Origin of the sequence: Frigoribacterium sp. MEB024, assembly GCF_000878135.1 — a bacterium.
Taxonomy (GTDB): domain Bacteria; phylum Actinomycetota; class Actinomycetes; order Actinomycetales; family Microbacteriaceae; genus Frigoribacterium.
This window is the reverse complement of the sequence record NZ_JXQZ01000013.1, coordinates 40,110-55,145: the sequence shown is the minus strand read 5'-3', so window position 1 is coordinate 55,145 and position 15,036 is coordinate 40,110. Positions and strand designations below refer to the sequence as shown.

Sequence of the window (15,036 nt, the reverse complement as noted above, 5' to 3'; positions counted from 1 at the left end):
GGTCAGGAAGAACCGCCCCATGTTCGACAGCGGGTTGCCCTCGGTCCACTCGAAGTAGATGTCGGGCACGACGCCGGTCTCGTCACGGATCGCCAGCAGCACGCTGGCCACGGCGTTCGGCACGGCGCCGCTCGTCGTGCGCAGCACCCGGTAGCCGTGCAACGCGTGTCCCGTCACGACGAGGTCCTCCTCGAAGTTCGACGAGTCCCCCTTGTGCACCTCGAGGAAGATGACCGGCGAGCGCTGCGGGATTCCGCTGTACTTCCGCTCGGCCGTCAGCTTCTTCTTGTAGATCTCGGCGACCTCGCGCCCCGGCTCGTGGGCGATGACGCGGATCGTGCCGTACTCGTCGGCGTCCTCACGAACGTACGCGAGCGCGGTGTCGTCCAGGGTGACCGAGGTCGCCCGCAGCTGGAACGACCGCTGCACGCGCGAGACGAGCGACACCGCGATGATGCCGATGATGAAGATCGCGGCGATGCGCACGCCGTCGGGGCGCTCGACGACGTTGGTGACGGTCGTGTAGACGAACACGAGGGCGACGACGCCGAAGCCGATCGTGCGCTTCCGCTGGCGCGCCCGTCGCGCCGACAGCGTCACGGCCACGGAGGCGCTGGTGATCAGCACGAGCACCCCCGTCGCGTAGGCCCCGCCCTGGGCGTCGACGTCCGCCTCGAACACGATGGTGATGACGAACGCGATCACCGTGAAGACCAGGACGAGGGGACGGACGGCTCGGGCCCACTGCGGCGCCATGCCGTAACGCGGCAGGTAGCGCGGCACGAGGTTGAGCAGCCCGGCCATGGCCGACGCCCCCGCGAACCACAGGATGCAGATCGTGCTGACGTCGTACACCGTGCCGAAGCCGTCACCGAGGTACTGGTGCGCCAGGAACGCGAGTGCCCGGCCGTTGGCCGACCCGCCGGCCTGGAACTCGGCCTGTGGGATCAACAGGGTCGTGACGAAGCTCGACAGGATGAGGAACGAGCTCATGATGATCGCGGCCGTCGCGAGGAGGCGCCGGGCCCCACGGATGCGTCCGACCGGCTTGGCCGGGGTGTCGGTCGGGTCGCCGGTGATCTGGGGCATGACGGCCACCCCGGTCTCGAAGCCCGACAGGCCGAGGGCGAGCTTCGGGAAGACGATCAGGGCGATGCCGACCATCACGAACGGGTTGCCGTGCTGCACGGTCAGCGCTTCCCACCAGTTGCCGATGACGACCGGGTTCTCGCCGATGTGGAAGAGCGACACGGCGATGACGACGAGGTTGAGCGTCAGGAAGATCGCGACGAGCACGACCGCGATGCCGATCGCCTCGCGGAAGCCCCGCAGGAAGACGGCGGCGAGCAGCGCGACGAGCACGAGCGTCAGCGGCACCTCGGCCCCGTGGAACCAGGACGGGGCGAACGGGTTCTCGACCGCGTGCGCCGTGGCGTCGGCCGCAGACAGGGTGATGGTGATCATGAAGTCGGTGGCGGCGAAGCCGAGCAGCACGAGGACGAACAGCTTGCCGCCCCACCAGGGCAGCAGCCGCTCGAGCATCGCGATCGACCCCTCGCCGCGGGGGCTCTCCCGGGCGACCCGGCGGTAGACCGGCAGGGCGCCGAAGAGGGTCAGCAGCACGAGCACGATGGTCGCGAGCGGCGAGAGCAGACCGGCCGCGACGGCCGCGATCGCCGGCTGGTACCCGAGGGTCGAGAAGTAGTCGACGCCGGTCAGGCACATCACGCGCCACCACGAGTGCGTCTTCTCCGGGGTCTCGGCGTGCGGCCCCTGGTGCGTCCCCGCGGTCTCGGTGAGGCCGTGCAGCAGCCAGCTCCGCATCCGTCGCGTGGTCGCGTGCGGGGACGGCGGTTCGACCCTGGCGGGTGACTCGGGCTGCGCGGACACGGGTTCCTCTCGGGCGTGCGGAGTGCACCGACCGGCAGGCGGGCACGCACCCTGCCACGTTAAGCCTCCCGCGCCTCCCGGAGGTGTCGTCGGGCGTTAGGAAACCGTGAGGATCGCCGCGGCGTCCGCGGTCACGTCCCCTGGACGGTCTGCCCGTCGGCGTCCGGCACGAAGCGGTAGCCCATGCCGAGCACCGTGACGAGGTGTCGCGGTGAGGCCGGCACGGGTTCGAGCTTCTTGCGGAGTTGAGCGAAGTAGAGCCTCAGGTAGCCGGTGTCCTTCGCGTGGAAGGGCCCCCAGACCTCGGTCAGGATGGTCTCGCGCGTGATCAGCTTGTCGGGGCTGTGCAGCAGCAGTTCGAGGATCTTCCACTCGGTCGGCGTCAGCCGCACCGACTCGCTGCCGGCGCCACCGCTCCCGGCCGCCCCCGCGGCGCCACCCGCGCCCGGCACACCACCCGCGCCCGGCACACCACCCGCGCCCGGCACACCACCCGCGCCCGGCACACCGCCCGCGCCCGTCCGACGCACCACGGTCTTCGCCGCGAGGTCGACCTGCACGTCGCCGAAGGCCACCACGGGCTGTTCGTCGTCGGTGCCCGACGGCAGTCGGCGGGTCTGCGCCCGGATGCGGGCGAGCAGTTCGTCCATGGAGAAGGGCTTCGTGACGTAGTCGTCGGCGCCCGCGTCCAGGGCCTCGACCTTGTCGGCGGCGTCGGTGCGGCCCGACACGACGAGGATCGGCACGGTCGACCAGCCGCGCAGGCCGGCGATCACCTCGACCCCGTCGAGATGCGGCATGCCGAGGTCGAGCATGACGAGGTCGGGGTGCTCGCTCGCCGCCAGGTCGAGCGCCTCGCGCCCGTCGCCGGCCGTGACGACGTCGTAGCCGCGAGCCCCGAGGGTCACCTTCAGCGCCCGCAGGATCTGCGGGTCGTCGTCGGCGATCAGGATCTTCACGGCGCTCACGTGGCCGACCGTACCCGATCGTCCTCGCCTGCCCCGCCCGGTCCGGGCACCACCGGCAGCCCGACCACCATGGTCAGTCCGCCGCCGGGAGTGTCGTCGAGCGCGAGCGTGCCGCCCATCGCCTCGACGAATCCCTTGCTCAGCGCCAGGCCGAGACCGAGCCCCGTGCCGTTGTCGGTGTCGCCCAGTCGTTGGAACGCGACGAGGATCTCGTCCCGCCGTTCGACCGGGACCCCGGGGCCGCGATCCACGACCCGCAGCTCGACCCGGTCGCCGAAGGCGCTCGTCGAGATGCGGACGCTCGCGTCCGGCGGCGAGTGCCGAAGGGCGTTGTCGAGCAGGTTGACGACGACGCGCTGCAGCAGCACGGCGTCGGCCCGCACGGGCGGCACCGTGGCCCGCAGCGCCAGCTCGACGTCGGCCGGCCCCAGGCCGAGCTCGTCGAGGGCCCCGAGCACGACCTCGTCGAGGTCGACGTCAGCCGGCGTCACGGCGAGCGCCCCGGCCTGCACGCGACTGACGTCGAGCAGGTCGGTGACGAGGGTCGAGAGCGAGTCGAGGCTCTCGTGGGCGGTGGACAACAACTCGTCGCGATCGGCGTCGCTCCAGGCGACGTCGGTCTGCCGCAGTCCGCTGACTGCGGCCGTCGCCGCGGCCAGCGGGCGGCGCAGGTCGTGGCCGACGGCGGCGAGCAGGGCGCTGCGCATGCGGTCGACCTCGGCGAGCGGGGCGACCTGGCCGGCGGTCCGGCTCAGCTCGGAGTGCTCGAGGGCCGCCTCGACCTGAGCCGCGACGACGTCCAGGAGGCGCCGGTCGGCCGCCTGGAGCTCCGGTCCGGTCAGCTCGAGGGTCGCGTCGGTGCCCGCGGCGATCGACGTCGTGATCTCGGCCGGGGACCCGGGTGCGGGACGTCCGTCGTCGGCGAGCCGCGCCTCCCCCATCGGGACCCCGCCCTGGACGACGCGCACCCGGGTCATGCCCAGGGCCTCTCGGGTACGGCCGATGAGGGCCTGCAGGGCGTCCTGACCGCGCAGCACGCTTCCCGCGACCGTGGCGAGCAGCTCGGTCTCGGCGAGCGCCCGGGCGGCGGCGCGACTGCGGCGGGCGGCCTGGTCCACCACGTAGCTGACGATGGCGGCGTTCAGCACGTACAGCACGAGTGCTGCCAGGTGCAGCGGCTCGGCGATGGTCAGCTGGTAGATCGGCGCGATGAAGAAGAGGTCGAGCGTCACGCCCGAGAGCAGCGCCGCGAGCAGGGCCGGCCAGATGCCGCCCGTGACGGCGACCACCACGACCAGCAGCTGGAAGACGAGCACCGTGCCCGCGATGCCGTCCTCGGAGCGGTGCCCGGCCAGCAGTCCGGTGAGCAACGGCCCGGCCACGAGGGCGAGCACGAACCCGGCGACCACGCGGCGGCGCGACAGGGCCCCGCCGAGTCGCGGCAGCACCCGGTCGCGACCGGCCGAGGCGTGGGTGACGATGTGCACGTCGATGCGCCCCGACTCGCGGATCACGGTCGAGCCGATGCCGGGCCCGGTCAGGGCAGCGGCCAGTCGCCCGCGGCGGCTGACGCCGATCACGAGCTGCGAGGCGTTCACCCCGCGGGCGAAGTCGACGAGCGCGCGGGGCACGTCGGAGCCGACGACCTGGTGGTACGTGCCGCCGAGCTTCTCGACCAGGGCACGCTGCGCCGCCAGGGCTCCTGGCGCTCCCTGCCGCAGGCCGTCCTGGGCACTGACGTGCACGGCGACGAGCTCCCCTCCGGACGACCGGGCGGCGATGCGGGCTCCCCGGCGGATCAGCGTCTCGCCCTCGGGTCCGCCGGTCAGCGCGACGACGACGCGCTCGCGGGCCTCCCACGTGCTGTCGATGCCGTGCTCGTCGCGGTACGCCTTGAGCGCACTGTCGACCTCGTCGGCCAACCAGAGCAACGCCAGCTCGCGGAGCGCCGTGAGGTTGCCCAGACGGAAGTAGTTCGAGAGCGCCGCGTCGACCCGGTCGGCCGGGTAGACGACGCCCTCGGCCAGCCGGTCGCGTAGGGCCTGGGGGGCGAGGTCGACGAGTTCGACCTGGTCCGCCGCGCGCAGCACCGCGTCGGGCACGGTCTCCCGCTGGGTCGCCCCGGTGATGCGCTCGACCACGTCGGTGAGCGAGTCGACGTGCTGGACGTTCACGGTCGACACGACGTCGATGCCGGCGACGAGCAGGGCCTCGACGTCCTGCCAGCGCTTCTCGTGGGTGGAGCCGGGGGCGTTCGTGTGGGCGAGCTCGTCGACGAGCGCGAGCTGTGGGGCCCGCGCGAGCACCGCCTCCAGGTCGAGTTCGTCCAGCGCGACGCCACGGTGGACGACCGCCCGGCGGGGCACGACCTCGAGGTCGCCGACCAGTGCCGAGGTCGCGCGCCTCCCGTGCGTCTCGACGACGGCCACGACGACGTCGACCCCTTCCGCCCGCAGCCGTGCGCCCTCTTCGAGCATCGTGTACGTCTTCCCCACGCCGGGTGCCGCCCCCAGCACCACCCGCAACCGCCCTCGCTTCATGCGCTCAGCCTGTCACCCCTGCGGACCCGCGCGTGCCGGACGGGGACCACTCGCCGGGAACACGGGAACGCCCCGTGACCACGGGGGCCACGAGGCGTGTGTCTCGAGAGGACCTGGCCCCCTCCGTGGTTCAGCTGGAGGGTCGCACCCGACGCGACCCTGCGCGATCTCACAGGGGGTTGTGTGCCTGGTGTCTCTCGAGGCCGTCCGACCCGAATCGGACTCCTTCAGGGTACTCGATCCGGAGGCTCCGTTGCCCATTGGGCATGGAGATTCTCAGGAAGCCCCGGCACGATGGTCCGATGCAGCAGACTCCGGCGCGTGGGGACCTCACCCGATTCGGCACGGAAGCGGTCGGTGGGCGCGACGAGAAACGTCGGGCGACCAGCCGCGGGCTCGCCGACGCGGCCTTCCGACTGGCGACCGAGAAGGGCTTCGACGGCTTCGTCGTCGAGGACGTCACCGCTCTGGCCGGTTACTCCAGGCGTACCTTCGCGAACCACTACTCGTGCAAAGAGGACGCCGTGGCCTCGGTGCTGCTCAACAAGGCGGGTGCCGCGGTCGACGCCTCCGACCTGTCCATGCTGGCGTCCTTCGAGGGCACCGACATCGATCTGCTCGAGCTGCTGCTGCTGTCCGCCGTCGACACCCAGCTCGTCGACTACATGATCAGCCTCCGCCACCTGCTGCGGACGCACGAGCCCCTGCTGCCCTACGTGCTCGCGGTCGGCGTCCCCATGACCGAACGGGTCGGCGACGTGATCGGCCTGGCCGTCGGCCCCTCGCGGGACGACCTGACCACGTCCTTGCTGATCCATTCGACCTGGGGCGCCGTCATCGCCGTGCTGCGCGGCGTCTACGACCCCTGGGCCGAGACGACCACCGACGACGAACGCGTCGACGCCCTCCGTGCCTACTGGGCGACGACCTTCGAGCGCTTCCGCACGGGCTTCGGCCCCGTCGCCTGAGCCGTGGACGCGGCGACTCCGGCCGACGAGGCCACGACGGACGAGACCCCCACCGGCGAGGTCCTGGCCGGCGGGAACATGAACGCGGTCGTCCGACAGGGCGACACCGTCCTCCGCGTCGCCGGCCCCTGGACCCCCACCGTCCATCGCTTCCTGTCGTACCTCGCGCGCGCGGGCGTCGGCGGCATCCCCCGGCCGTTGGGCATCGAGGGCGGCCGTGAACGCCTGAGCTTCGTCGACGCCGACGTGCCCGTGTACCCGCTGCCCGACCACGTCTTCACCGACGAGGCCCTGGTCGAGGGTGCGCGCCTGCTGCGCCGCCTGCACGACGCGAGCATCGGCTTCGGCCTCGACGGCGCCGTCTGGCAGGCCCCGGCGAAGGTGCCGTCCGAGGTGATCTGCCACAACGACTTCTCCCCGCACAACCTCGCCTACGACGCCGCCGGCCACGTCGTCGGGGCGATCGACTTCGACTTCGCCTCGCCCGGCCCCCGCCTGTGGGACCTCGCCTACTACGCGACGCGCGCCGTGCCCCTCACCGACCGCACACCCCCGAACGCCCCCGGCAGGGCCGACGCCGAGCGGCGGGTGCGGCTGCTCCTCGACGCCTACGGCAGCGAGGCGACCTGGTCCGACGTGCTGCGGGTCGCGATCATCCGGTTGCACGACCTCGCCGACATGAGCCGTGACAAGGCGGTCGAGCTGGGCAACCCGCGTCTCGCCGACGACGCGGACGGGTACGAGCGCGAAGCCGCGTACCTGGCGACCCTGCGCGACTGACCCGCACGCGCCTCCTGCGCTCGTCACGACGGCGGTCGCCGGACCGCAGGCGACGAGGAGGCGCGGTGCCTCCCTCGTCAGGCCAGCAGGTCCACGGCGAGGTAGCCGGCGTAGCCGCCCGACGTGCGTCCGTCGCGCCGTCCCGAGGTCAGCACCTCGCCGACGTCCGAGGCGACGAGCGTCGCGCCGACGTCGCGCAGCCGGTCGACGAGGACGTTGTCCTCGTGCAGGTCGACGGGGGCGAACCCGCCGACGGACCGGTACGACGACGCCCGCACCCCGAGGTTGGCGCCGTGCACGTGGCCGTTCGGCCGTCCGGGCGTGTGCCGGGCCGTCCAGGCCGCGATCTGACGCGGCGAGAGGTCGGCGAAGTCCGGTCGCACGGTCCCGATCACGACGTCGGCGCCCGACGCCGCACGGTCGAGCTGGTCGTCGATCCAGCCCGGCGGCACGACCGAGTCGGCGTCGGTGCAGGCGAGCCACACCGCGTCGAGCGGCAGGTCGTCCGAGGGGACGCCGAGCTCGTCCAGGGCGGCGTCGACGCCGACGGCCCGGGCGACGCCGACACCCCGGGCGTCGATCTCGACGACGGTCACGCGAGGGTGCGCCCGAGCGGCCGCCACCGTCCCGTCGGTGCAGGCGTCGGCCACGAGGACGACGACGACCCGCACCTCCGGATGGGTCCTGGCCGTGTGCCGCCGCGCGACGTCGACGCCGTCGAGGGCGCGTGAGACGAGTTCTTCCTCGTCGTGCGCAGGGACGACCACCGCGACGGCCCGCACGGGGCGGGCCGGGGTCCGGCGCACGGGGGCGTCGGTCATCGCAGTCCCGTCCGTTCGGCGACCGACCGGGGGTCGCGCGAGAAGACGTCGAGCACGAAGTCGCCCTCGACGTGGTGCGAGACCCGGTGGAGGCGCGGGTCGGCCCCCAGCCGGGCGTGCACGTCGTCCGCACTCTGCCGGAAGTCGCCCTCGGGCTGGGTCCAGTGGCAGGCGACGACGTCGCCGTCGTCGGCCAGACCGTCGACGATGGCGTCCACCAGCCGCCCGAACGCGTCGGGGGCCAGGTAGTAGCCGACCTCGCTGAGCACGACGAGGTCGAAGGTGCCCGACGGGTAGTCGGCGGCGGCGTCGGCCTGCTCGACCGTGACGTGCGGCAGGTTCGCGAGCCGTTCGCGGGCGGCCTGCACGGCGACCGACGACACGTCGAGGGCCAGCAGACGGTCCGCCGCGGGGGCCAGGTCGCCGGTCAGCACGCCGATCGAGCAGCCCACCTCGAGCACGCGGCCGTAGCGCTCACGCGGCAGCGACGCCACGGTGAGGGCGCGCTTGCGGCGCTCGTACCAGCGTGTCGTGACCCGCCACGGGTCGGCGCGGCGGGCGTGCGTCCGGTCGAACGTGGCCTCGGTCGCCGGGCCCGACCCCGGCTCGGCCACCACGAACACCTCGCGCCCGCGGGTGAAGTGCCGCTCGAACACCGGGTGCAGCACGGGGGCGTCCTCGGGTGCGTCCGAGAGGGGGCGACGTTGCGAGACGTACGCCGCGAGGGCCGAGCGCTTCGCGGCGTCGGCGACGGCGTCCAGGGACGACAGCCGCAGCGACGCCCAGGGCACGTCGGGGTGGTCGGGCGAACCCCAGTGCCACATCCAGATCGGGTACTCGAGCAGTGTCGTGCCGGCCTGGTCCGCCTCGGCCACCAGCTCGGCGGCGATCTCGCCGAGCACGCGGTGGTCCCGGTGGCCGTCCCCACGCCAGGGCGCCACGAGCAGGCCACCCGGTCCGGGCAGCAGGGGCCGCAGCCGCTCGGTGATCTCGGCACGGGCCTCGCGGACCGTCCCGTCGGCGATGCTCCCCTGCACCAGCTCGACGTCGGGAGCCAGCAGGCCCACCGCGACCCGCGCCTCCTCGGCCCGCGTCGCGACGAGGGCCTCGGCGCTCGTGGTCGAGCCGGGGTGCGAGGCAGCGCCGTCGGTCACCACGACGACCGTGACCGGGATTCCGTGGGCGGCCGCGTGGGCGATGAGCCCGCCGGCGCCGAGGGTCTCGTCGTCGGGGTGGGCGGCGAGCACGACCAGGCGAGACACGCTGGTCGGGACGACGGCGCCGTCGAGCGGCGGCAGGTCGAGGAGGCGCGGGTCGGCTTCCCAGGCCTCGACCGGGGTCCCCGGCGCGCGGCCGTCGAAGCTCACCACGTGGGGAGCCCGTCGCGGACGGCGTCGCGGAGCACCGTCTGACCCAGCGACGCGTCGTCGCGTTCGCCGTGGTGTTGGCGGAGGTAGAGAGCGAGGTCGGCGACGCGCTTGGCGTGGGCCGCGTCGGTGGCCAGCGGCGCGGGGCCGAGGGCACGGGACGCCCGGGCCAGCACCTCGTCGCAGGCGTGCGCGACCGTCCCGCGGACGCGCTTGGCCAGCAGCCGCCCCGCCTCACCGGTCGCCTCACCGGCGTCGACGAGGTCGGCGGCCTCGACCAGCGCCCGGCGGGCGTCGGCCAGCCGCGTGTCGACGAGACCGAGGGCCTGCAGGAGGTGCGGGTCGGCCGGGCGTTCCGGCGCGCGTGACGAGGCGGTCACCGCCGCGGCCAGCAGCGTGCGGGCCACCCCGACCGCGCCGCCGTACCAGCACGCCGCGACGCCGATCCCGCCCCACGAGAAGCCGGGACGCTCGAGGTACCACCCCGGGTCGCCGACCTCGTGCGCCTCGACGTCGTCGAAGTCGACCGGGCCGGACGGGATCTCGACCAGGCCCCGGGCGTGCCAGGCGTCGGCCGTGACGGTGACGCCCGACCGCCGCAGATCGACCGAGAACAACCGACGCTCGTCGCCGACCCAGGCGGTGACGAGGGCGCCGTCGACCGTGCCCGCCAGGGAGCACCAGGGCTTCGTGCCCGCCAGCGACCACGGACCCGACTCGTCCGGGCCCCGGGTCGCCGTCAGCCGGACGCCCGGCCCCTCGGCGGCGAACACGCCCCAGGTGAACGGGTCCGCGGTCCGAGCCCGCGGGGGGAGGGCCGAGCGGTAGCCGTCGTCCTCGTCGGACAGGGTCTCGGTGGCCGTCGCGGCGACGGCCTCGGCGTGCTGGTCGAGGATGGCGAGGGCGTCGAGGTGCGGTTCGGCCGCCCGGGCCGCACCGAGATCGTGCGCGGCGAGCGTCGCCAGGGCCTGCCAGAGGTCGGCTGTGGAGCCGAGTCCGGGCAGGGCACCGTGTCGACCGAGATCGACGGCGAGGTCGAGGGCTTCGTCGACCGTCGGTGCCTGGCCGGATCGGAGCCGCTCGACGACGAGAGCCGTGGCGGTGCCGACGACCGGACCCGCGCCTCCCAGGGTGACCGGGACGACGGTCGCGGCAGGGCGCGCGGGCGCAGAAGGACTCATCCTCCCGACGCTAGTCGGTCGACCGGCCTCACGCGGGGCCTTGACACCGAGCCCGGCGACAGGTGTCGTCGACGCGGCGAGCGTCGTCGCCGGCCGGCGTCGTCGCCGCGGCCGGACTCAGAACTCGTCGGTGTCGAGCGGGATGCCCTCGGCGGGCTCGGCGGACTGGGGCTCGACCCCGCGGAGACGGTCGATGCGGCCCCCGATGTCGTCGACCAGGGGTCCGTCGGTGATCTCGGCCTCGTCGGTCTGCTCTTCGGAGACGAGCATCTGGCTCGCGGGACCGAGCAGCACCTGGAACCGCTGGTGCACTCCGCCTCGGTCCATGCCCGGGAGGTCGACCATGTCGGACTTGTTCTGCATCGCCAGCGCTCGTGCGTACTCGACCACGGCTGCTGCGATGTCGTCGCCGGTGACCAGGTACTCGTCGGTGTAGTGGATGCGTTTCACCGGTGTTTCTCCCTGCAGTCGAGACGGTTCGCCGTCACCCGTCACGCTACGCCGCAGGCGTCTGGGAGCGCACCGCACCGGGGGACGCCAGGGCGCCCGGGCGCGGGCAGAAGAAAAGCCACCCCGGAACATCTCTGGCGAGAGAGAGAACCGACGTGGCTTTCCGCGGAGCCGGTGGGATTTGAACCCACGGTTCCCACAAAGGGAACTCCACCTTAGCAGGGTGGTGCACTAGGCCGAACTATGCGACGGCTCCATGCGGCTCGCGAGCGAACGCGCAGAGACCAGCATAGCGGCCCGAGGGCCAGATGCCGAAACGGGCCCGAGGCGGGCCGGACGTCGGGCCCGGAGGGGTGTGCACAGAACCACCCGTGCCCCACCCGCTCTGGGGGGCATGACCGGCTTGTCGGCATTTGTGCCGACACATAGAGTACCCCTGACGCCGACGACGGCCGAGGGGCAGTGGCTCGACAGCACGAGCCCGTTCACCCTTGCCGAACACGCCCCCCGACAGTCGTCGCGTCACGTGCCCCATCATCGAGCGCCGCACCCGAACGGCTGCGCCCGAGGGGCTCGCCGCCGGCATCGACGCCGGCCTCCACACCCCCCACGGTGCCGCACCCCTGATCCCGGCATCGCGGGGTTCTCATGCGTGCCGGTTCGGGCCGCCGCTTGAGGTCACCGGTCGTCCCGGCGAGCTGGTTACTCGCCGGGACGACTTCTCGGCCGTGCGCCTAGTTCGAGCCGAAAGCTACCGAGCAGGTCTGGTCGGCCGCCGTCTGACCCGTGAGTCCCTCGATGACGTCGGTCGTCGGCGGAGTCGTCGCCGCTCCTGCGCCCGGATCGGTGGGCGCCGCCGTGTCGGCCGGTGCGGCCGTGTCGGCCGGTGCGGCCGGGGCCTGGCTCGCCGCCGTTCCGTCACCCGTGGCGGTGTTCTCGGAGCCGATGCCGGTGCTGCCCTCGGGGATCGAGAACGGGACGTCGTTCTTGATGGCGTCGAAGAGCTGGGTCGCCACGGCCTTGTCGGGCTGCACCTTGCCCTCGTAGACGCCCGAGCCACCGGTCGTGCCGGGGTACTGGACGAAGTTGACGGAGTCGAGCGGCAGGTCTCGCAGCGCGAGGCCGATCTGCACCATGGTGTCGATCTTGGTCAGCTGGTCGGACAGGGTCATGTTGCTGGCTGCCGCACGGGCCAGCGAATAGAGCTTCGTGGGGTTGCTGAGGGTGTCGGCGCTCTTCACCGTCCGCAGCAGCGACGAGAGGTAGACCTGCTGGCTGCTGATGCGGCCGAGGTCGGACCCGTCACCCACGCCGTGGCGGGTGCGCAGGAAGGCCAGGGCGTCGGCCCCGGAGAGCACGGACTCGCCGGCCGGGATGTCGAGTCCCGTGTAGCGGTCCTTGATGGGGGTGGCCGCACAGACCGGCACGCCGCCGATGGCGTTCGACATCTCGATGACGCCGTTGAACGAGATCATCCCGGCGAAGGGGATGTCGAGACCGGTGAGGCTCGACACGGTCGAGGCGACGCAGCTGAGCCCGCCGTACGAGTAGGCCTCGTTGATCGGCCGGGCCGACATCGCCGAGTAGTACCCCGAGCCGTCCTCTTTCGCACACGACGGGATGGGCACGACCATGTCGCGCGGGATGCTGACGGCCGTCGCGTTGCTGTGGTCGGCCGAGACGTGCAGCAGGATGTTGACGTCGTTCAGGGTCGCGTCGCGTTCGCCGAAGGCACCCTGGTCTTGGCTGGCGTCGTTGTCGGTACCGACGACGAGGATGTTGAAGCCGCCCTCGTACTCGCTGATCGACGGAGGCGCGGGCTTGGTGGTCTCGCCCTGGGCCGCCTGCAGCTCGACCCCCGTGCCGAGGTCGCTGCGCACCTGGTACGCCGCGATCGCGCCGACCGAGGCTCCGCTGACGAGCAGCACGGCCACGGAGGCGGCGACCACCTTCGTGACGGCCCGCACCGGGCCTCCGCTGGTCAGCCGACCGTGACGGGCGACTCCCGTCGTCGCCGGGGTGGCACGGCGACCGGAGGCGGTCCCCTCGGGTCGGGCAGCTCGGCGGCCACGGCCGGATCGGTCGCGAAGGTCGCTCACGCGGTGTCCTCTCGGTCATCGAAGGCACTGGTCGCTCGTTCGGACCCGAGAGAACTCGTGGATCGAGCGGGCGGACGTGCACCGTTCGGTGTACGGGCAGAAGGAGAGTCTACGCAGGCGGTCCTGGACCGCCCCCGGGACTCAGCCGACCTTGCGGTTGGCGACGAGCTGCACGGCGTACGACGCGAACCACTGGCCGGCCGCGGGCCCGGCGTTGCACTGTCCGTCGCTGGCGCCGGGCGTCTTGATCCAGAGCAGGGCGTCCAGCTTCGTCGAGCCGGTCTGGACGGACGGTACCGACCCCAGGCCGGCGCCGGGAGCGTTGCACCACGTGCCCTTCCAGCCGCGACCGTTGCGTGACGTGTCGATCACGTAGCGCGCGCCTCCTGAAGCCTGCGACACCTTCTCGGCGTACGCCCGCTCGGACTCGACCGGGTAGTAGTTCGAGACGTTGGTCGCGAAGCCCCGGGCCCGGTCCACGCCCGCGGCCTTGAGGCGTGCGGCCATGGTCTGCGGCGGCACCCAGTTGGAGTTGCCGGCGTCGATGTAGGCCGGCACCCCGGCGTCCGCGAGCGTCGCCACGGCCGCGGCGATGGTCGCCTCGCGTCCGTTCGTCTGCGTCGGGCAGTTGCTGATCAGGGCGAGAGCGTCGGGTTCGACGATCACGGCGGCGCGGTGGCCGGCGAGGCGCGAGGTGACGAGCTGGTTCCAGCGGAGGTAGGCCGCGTTGTCGGCGGAGCCGCCGGCCGAGTGGCTGCCGCAGTCGCGGTTCGGGATGTTGTAGGTGACGAAGACGGGGGTGGTGCCCTTCTTCTCGGCGGCGGCCACCGTGGCGTCGATCTTCTGCACGAGCTGCGCGTCGGTGAACCAACCGCCGAGCCAGGTGGCGACGGACTGCTGGGCGATCGTGCGGGCGGCCGACGCCTCGGCGGTACGGCCCTGCGACGAGAGCGTCGCCGCGGCGCGGGCGGCCTCGCCGTTCGCGTCGACGAACAGACCGCCCTTGTAGAGGGTGGCGCTGCTCGCGGTGCGGATGGTCTGCGGGGTCGTCGTGGCGGTCGTGCGGGGCGCCGCGGTTGACGTCGGGGTCGGGGTGGGCCCGGCGGCGTGGGCAGCGGCCGGGGTGGCCGCGAGGCCGGCCACGAGGGCGACGGCGGCGCCGATGACGAGGGCGGCGCGGGTCGTCGGGGTCATGTGGGTCATGGGTGTCGGTCCTGGAGTGTCGGGGGCCCGGGCGGTGTTCGGCCCACCCGGGGTGCCGACCGCTGCGGGGTCGCAGGGGGAGGCTCGAACAGTGCAACACGGGGGCGCGGTCGCGTTCAGTCCCTGTTCGGGGGGACGGGGCGTTCCACTTCGGGGGCCACGGGCCGAGGCGCACCGCCGCCGGGTCGGCCCTCGCGACGGCCCTCGCGGTGACGGACCTGGGACACTGGACCGGCGGTCGCGGACGCTCCCGCACGCACCAGGCCCCGGAGGACCACATGAACGGCGAGACCAACCGAGACGCGTGGCGGGACTCGGTCGAGACCTGGCTCAAGGGCGACGAGCGCAACGACGTCTTCGACGGCTACCTCGACTGGTACCGCGCCCCCGTCATCGCCGACACCGACGACTGGACCCGCGACTTCTTCGTGCTCCCCGCGGTCGGCTCGGACGTGCTGCACAAGCACGCGGGCTTCGTCGACGGCGACTCCGCGGTCTCGGTCGACGACACGACCTGGCGCGACCTCAGCACCCTGATCGGTGAGGCCTTCGCCACCTACGCCGCCGCCAAGGCCTAACCCCGTCCACCCCAGGAGGCGCGGGCCGGGTCACCGGCCCCGCCTCGCGTCGCGGAGGGCGTGGGATTCGAACCCCGCGGCGCGCCAGCGACGCGTCCGCCCGGTCGGCGCCCTCCGGGGCGCGGTGCGGAACGGTCGACCCGTCTGGCGGAGGGCGTGGGATTCGAACCCCGCGGCGCGCCAGCGACGCG

General features: G+C 73.0%; 12 protein-coding genes and 1 tRNA gene. 3 read left to right on the top strand and 10 right to left on the bottom strand.

Annotated elements, in window-relative coordinates; all coding sequences use genetic code 11:
* The 3 genes from SZ60_RS03260 to SZ60_RS03250 all read right to left on the bottom strand — a co-directional run.
* On the bottom strand, positions 1–1,824 hold a 1,824-nt coding region (locus SZ60_RS03260; RefSeq protein WP_043593613.1), incomplete at its 3' end, for an APC family permease.
* A 197-nt stretch (positions 1,825–2,021) separates the two neighbouring features.
* Positions 2,022–2,849, bottom strand: a complete 828-nt coding sequence (locus SZ60_RS03255) for a response regulator (protein WP_043593642.1) — start codon at positions 2,847–2,849, stop codon at positions 2,022–2,024.
* 5 nt (positions 2,850–2,854) lie between these two features.
* Positions 2,855–5,398 (bottom strand): ATP-binding protein, encoded by a 2,544-nt coding sequence (locus SZ60_RS03250; protein WP_043593611.1) that lies wholly within the window; start codon positions 5,396–5,398, stop codon positions 2,855–2,857.
* Between the two features lie 302 nt (positions 5,399–5,700).
* Here SZ60_RS03250 and SZ60_RS16290 point away from each other — a divergent pair, with 302 nt between their 5' ends.
* Positions 5,701–6,366, top strand: coding sequence for a TetR family transcriptional regulator (locus tag SZ60_RS16290; RefSeq protein ID WP_052505123.1), 666 nt, complete (start codon positions 5,701–5,703; stop codon positions 6,364–6,366).
* A gap of 3 nt (positions 6,367–6,369) precedes the next feature.
* On the top strand, positions 6,370–7,146 hold the full coding sequence (locus SZ60_RS03240; protein ID WP_231567038.1) for an aminoglycoside phosphotransferase family protein: 777 nt from the start codon (positions 6,370–6,372) through the stop codon (positions 7,144–7,146).
* A gap of 77 nt (positions 7,147–7,223) precedes the next feature.
* Here the strand turns inward: SZ60_RS03240 and SZ60_RS03235 are convergent, their stop codons facing one another.
* The 7 genes from SZ60_RS03235 to SZ60_RS03205 form a co-directional block, all read right to left on the bottom strand.
* Positions 7,224–7,967, bottom strand: a complete 744-nt coding sequence (locus SZ60_RS03235) for a glycosyltransferase family 2 protein (RefSeq protein ID WP_043593609.1) — start codon at positions 7,965–7,967, stop codon at positions 7,224–7,226.
* The gene (locus SZ60_RS03230; protein WP_043593608.1) at positions 7,964–9,337 is read right to left on the bottom strand and encodes a PIG-L family deacetylase; all 1,374 of its coding nucleotides are present in this window, start codon (positions 9,335–9,337) and stop codon (positions 7,964–7,966) included. The genes SZ60_RS03235 and SZ60_RS03230 overlap by 4 nt, the downstream gene beginning before the upstream one ends.
* Positions 9,331–10,515 (bottom strand): acyl-CoA dehydrogenase family protein, encoded by a 1,185-nt coding sequence (locus SZ60_RS03225; protein ID WP_052505122.1) that lies wholly within the window; start codon positions 10,513–10,515, stop codon positions 9,331–9,333. The genes SZ60_RS03230 and SZ60_RS03225 overlap by 7 nt, the downstream gene beginning before the upstream one ends.
* 117 nt (positions 10,516–10,632) lie before the next feature.
* A complete protein-coding gene (locus SZ60_RS03220) occupies positions 10,633–10,965 on the bottom strand; it encodes a hypothetical protein (protein WP_052505121.1) in 333 nt (110 codons plus the stop codon).
* 166 nt (positions 10,966–11,131) lie between these two features.
* Positions 11,132–11,221, bottom strand: a tRNA-Ser gene (locus SZ60_RS03215).
* A 478-nt stretch (positions 11,222–11,699) separates the two neighbouring features.
* Complete coding sequence (locus SZ60_RS03210; protein WP_231567037.1) at positions 11,700–12,932, bottom strand: LCP family protein; 1,233 nt, start codon at positions 12,930–12,932, stop codon at positions 11,700–11,702.
* A 273-nt stretch (positions 12,933–13,205) separates the two neighbouring features.
* Positions 13,206–14,267 carry a glycoside hydrolase family 6 protein gene (locus SZ60_RS03205; RefSeq protein ID WP_052505120.1) on the bottom strand — a complete coding sequence of 354 codons (1,062 nt, stop codon included), beginning with the start codon at positions 14,265–14,267 and terminating at the stop codon, positions 13,206–13,208.
* A 278-nt stretch (positions 14,268–14,545) separates the two neighbouring features.
* Here SZ60_RS03205 and SZ60_RS03200 point away from each other — a divergent pair, with 278 nt between their 5' ends.
* Positions 14,546–14,845, top strand: coding sequence for a hypothetical protein (locus tag SZ60_RS03200; RefSeq protein WP_043593605.1), 300 nt, complete (start codon positions 14,546–14,548; stop codon positions 14,843–14,845).
* The last annotated feature ends 191 nt before the right edge of the window (positions 14,846–15,036 follow it).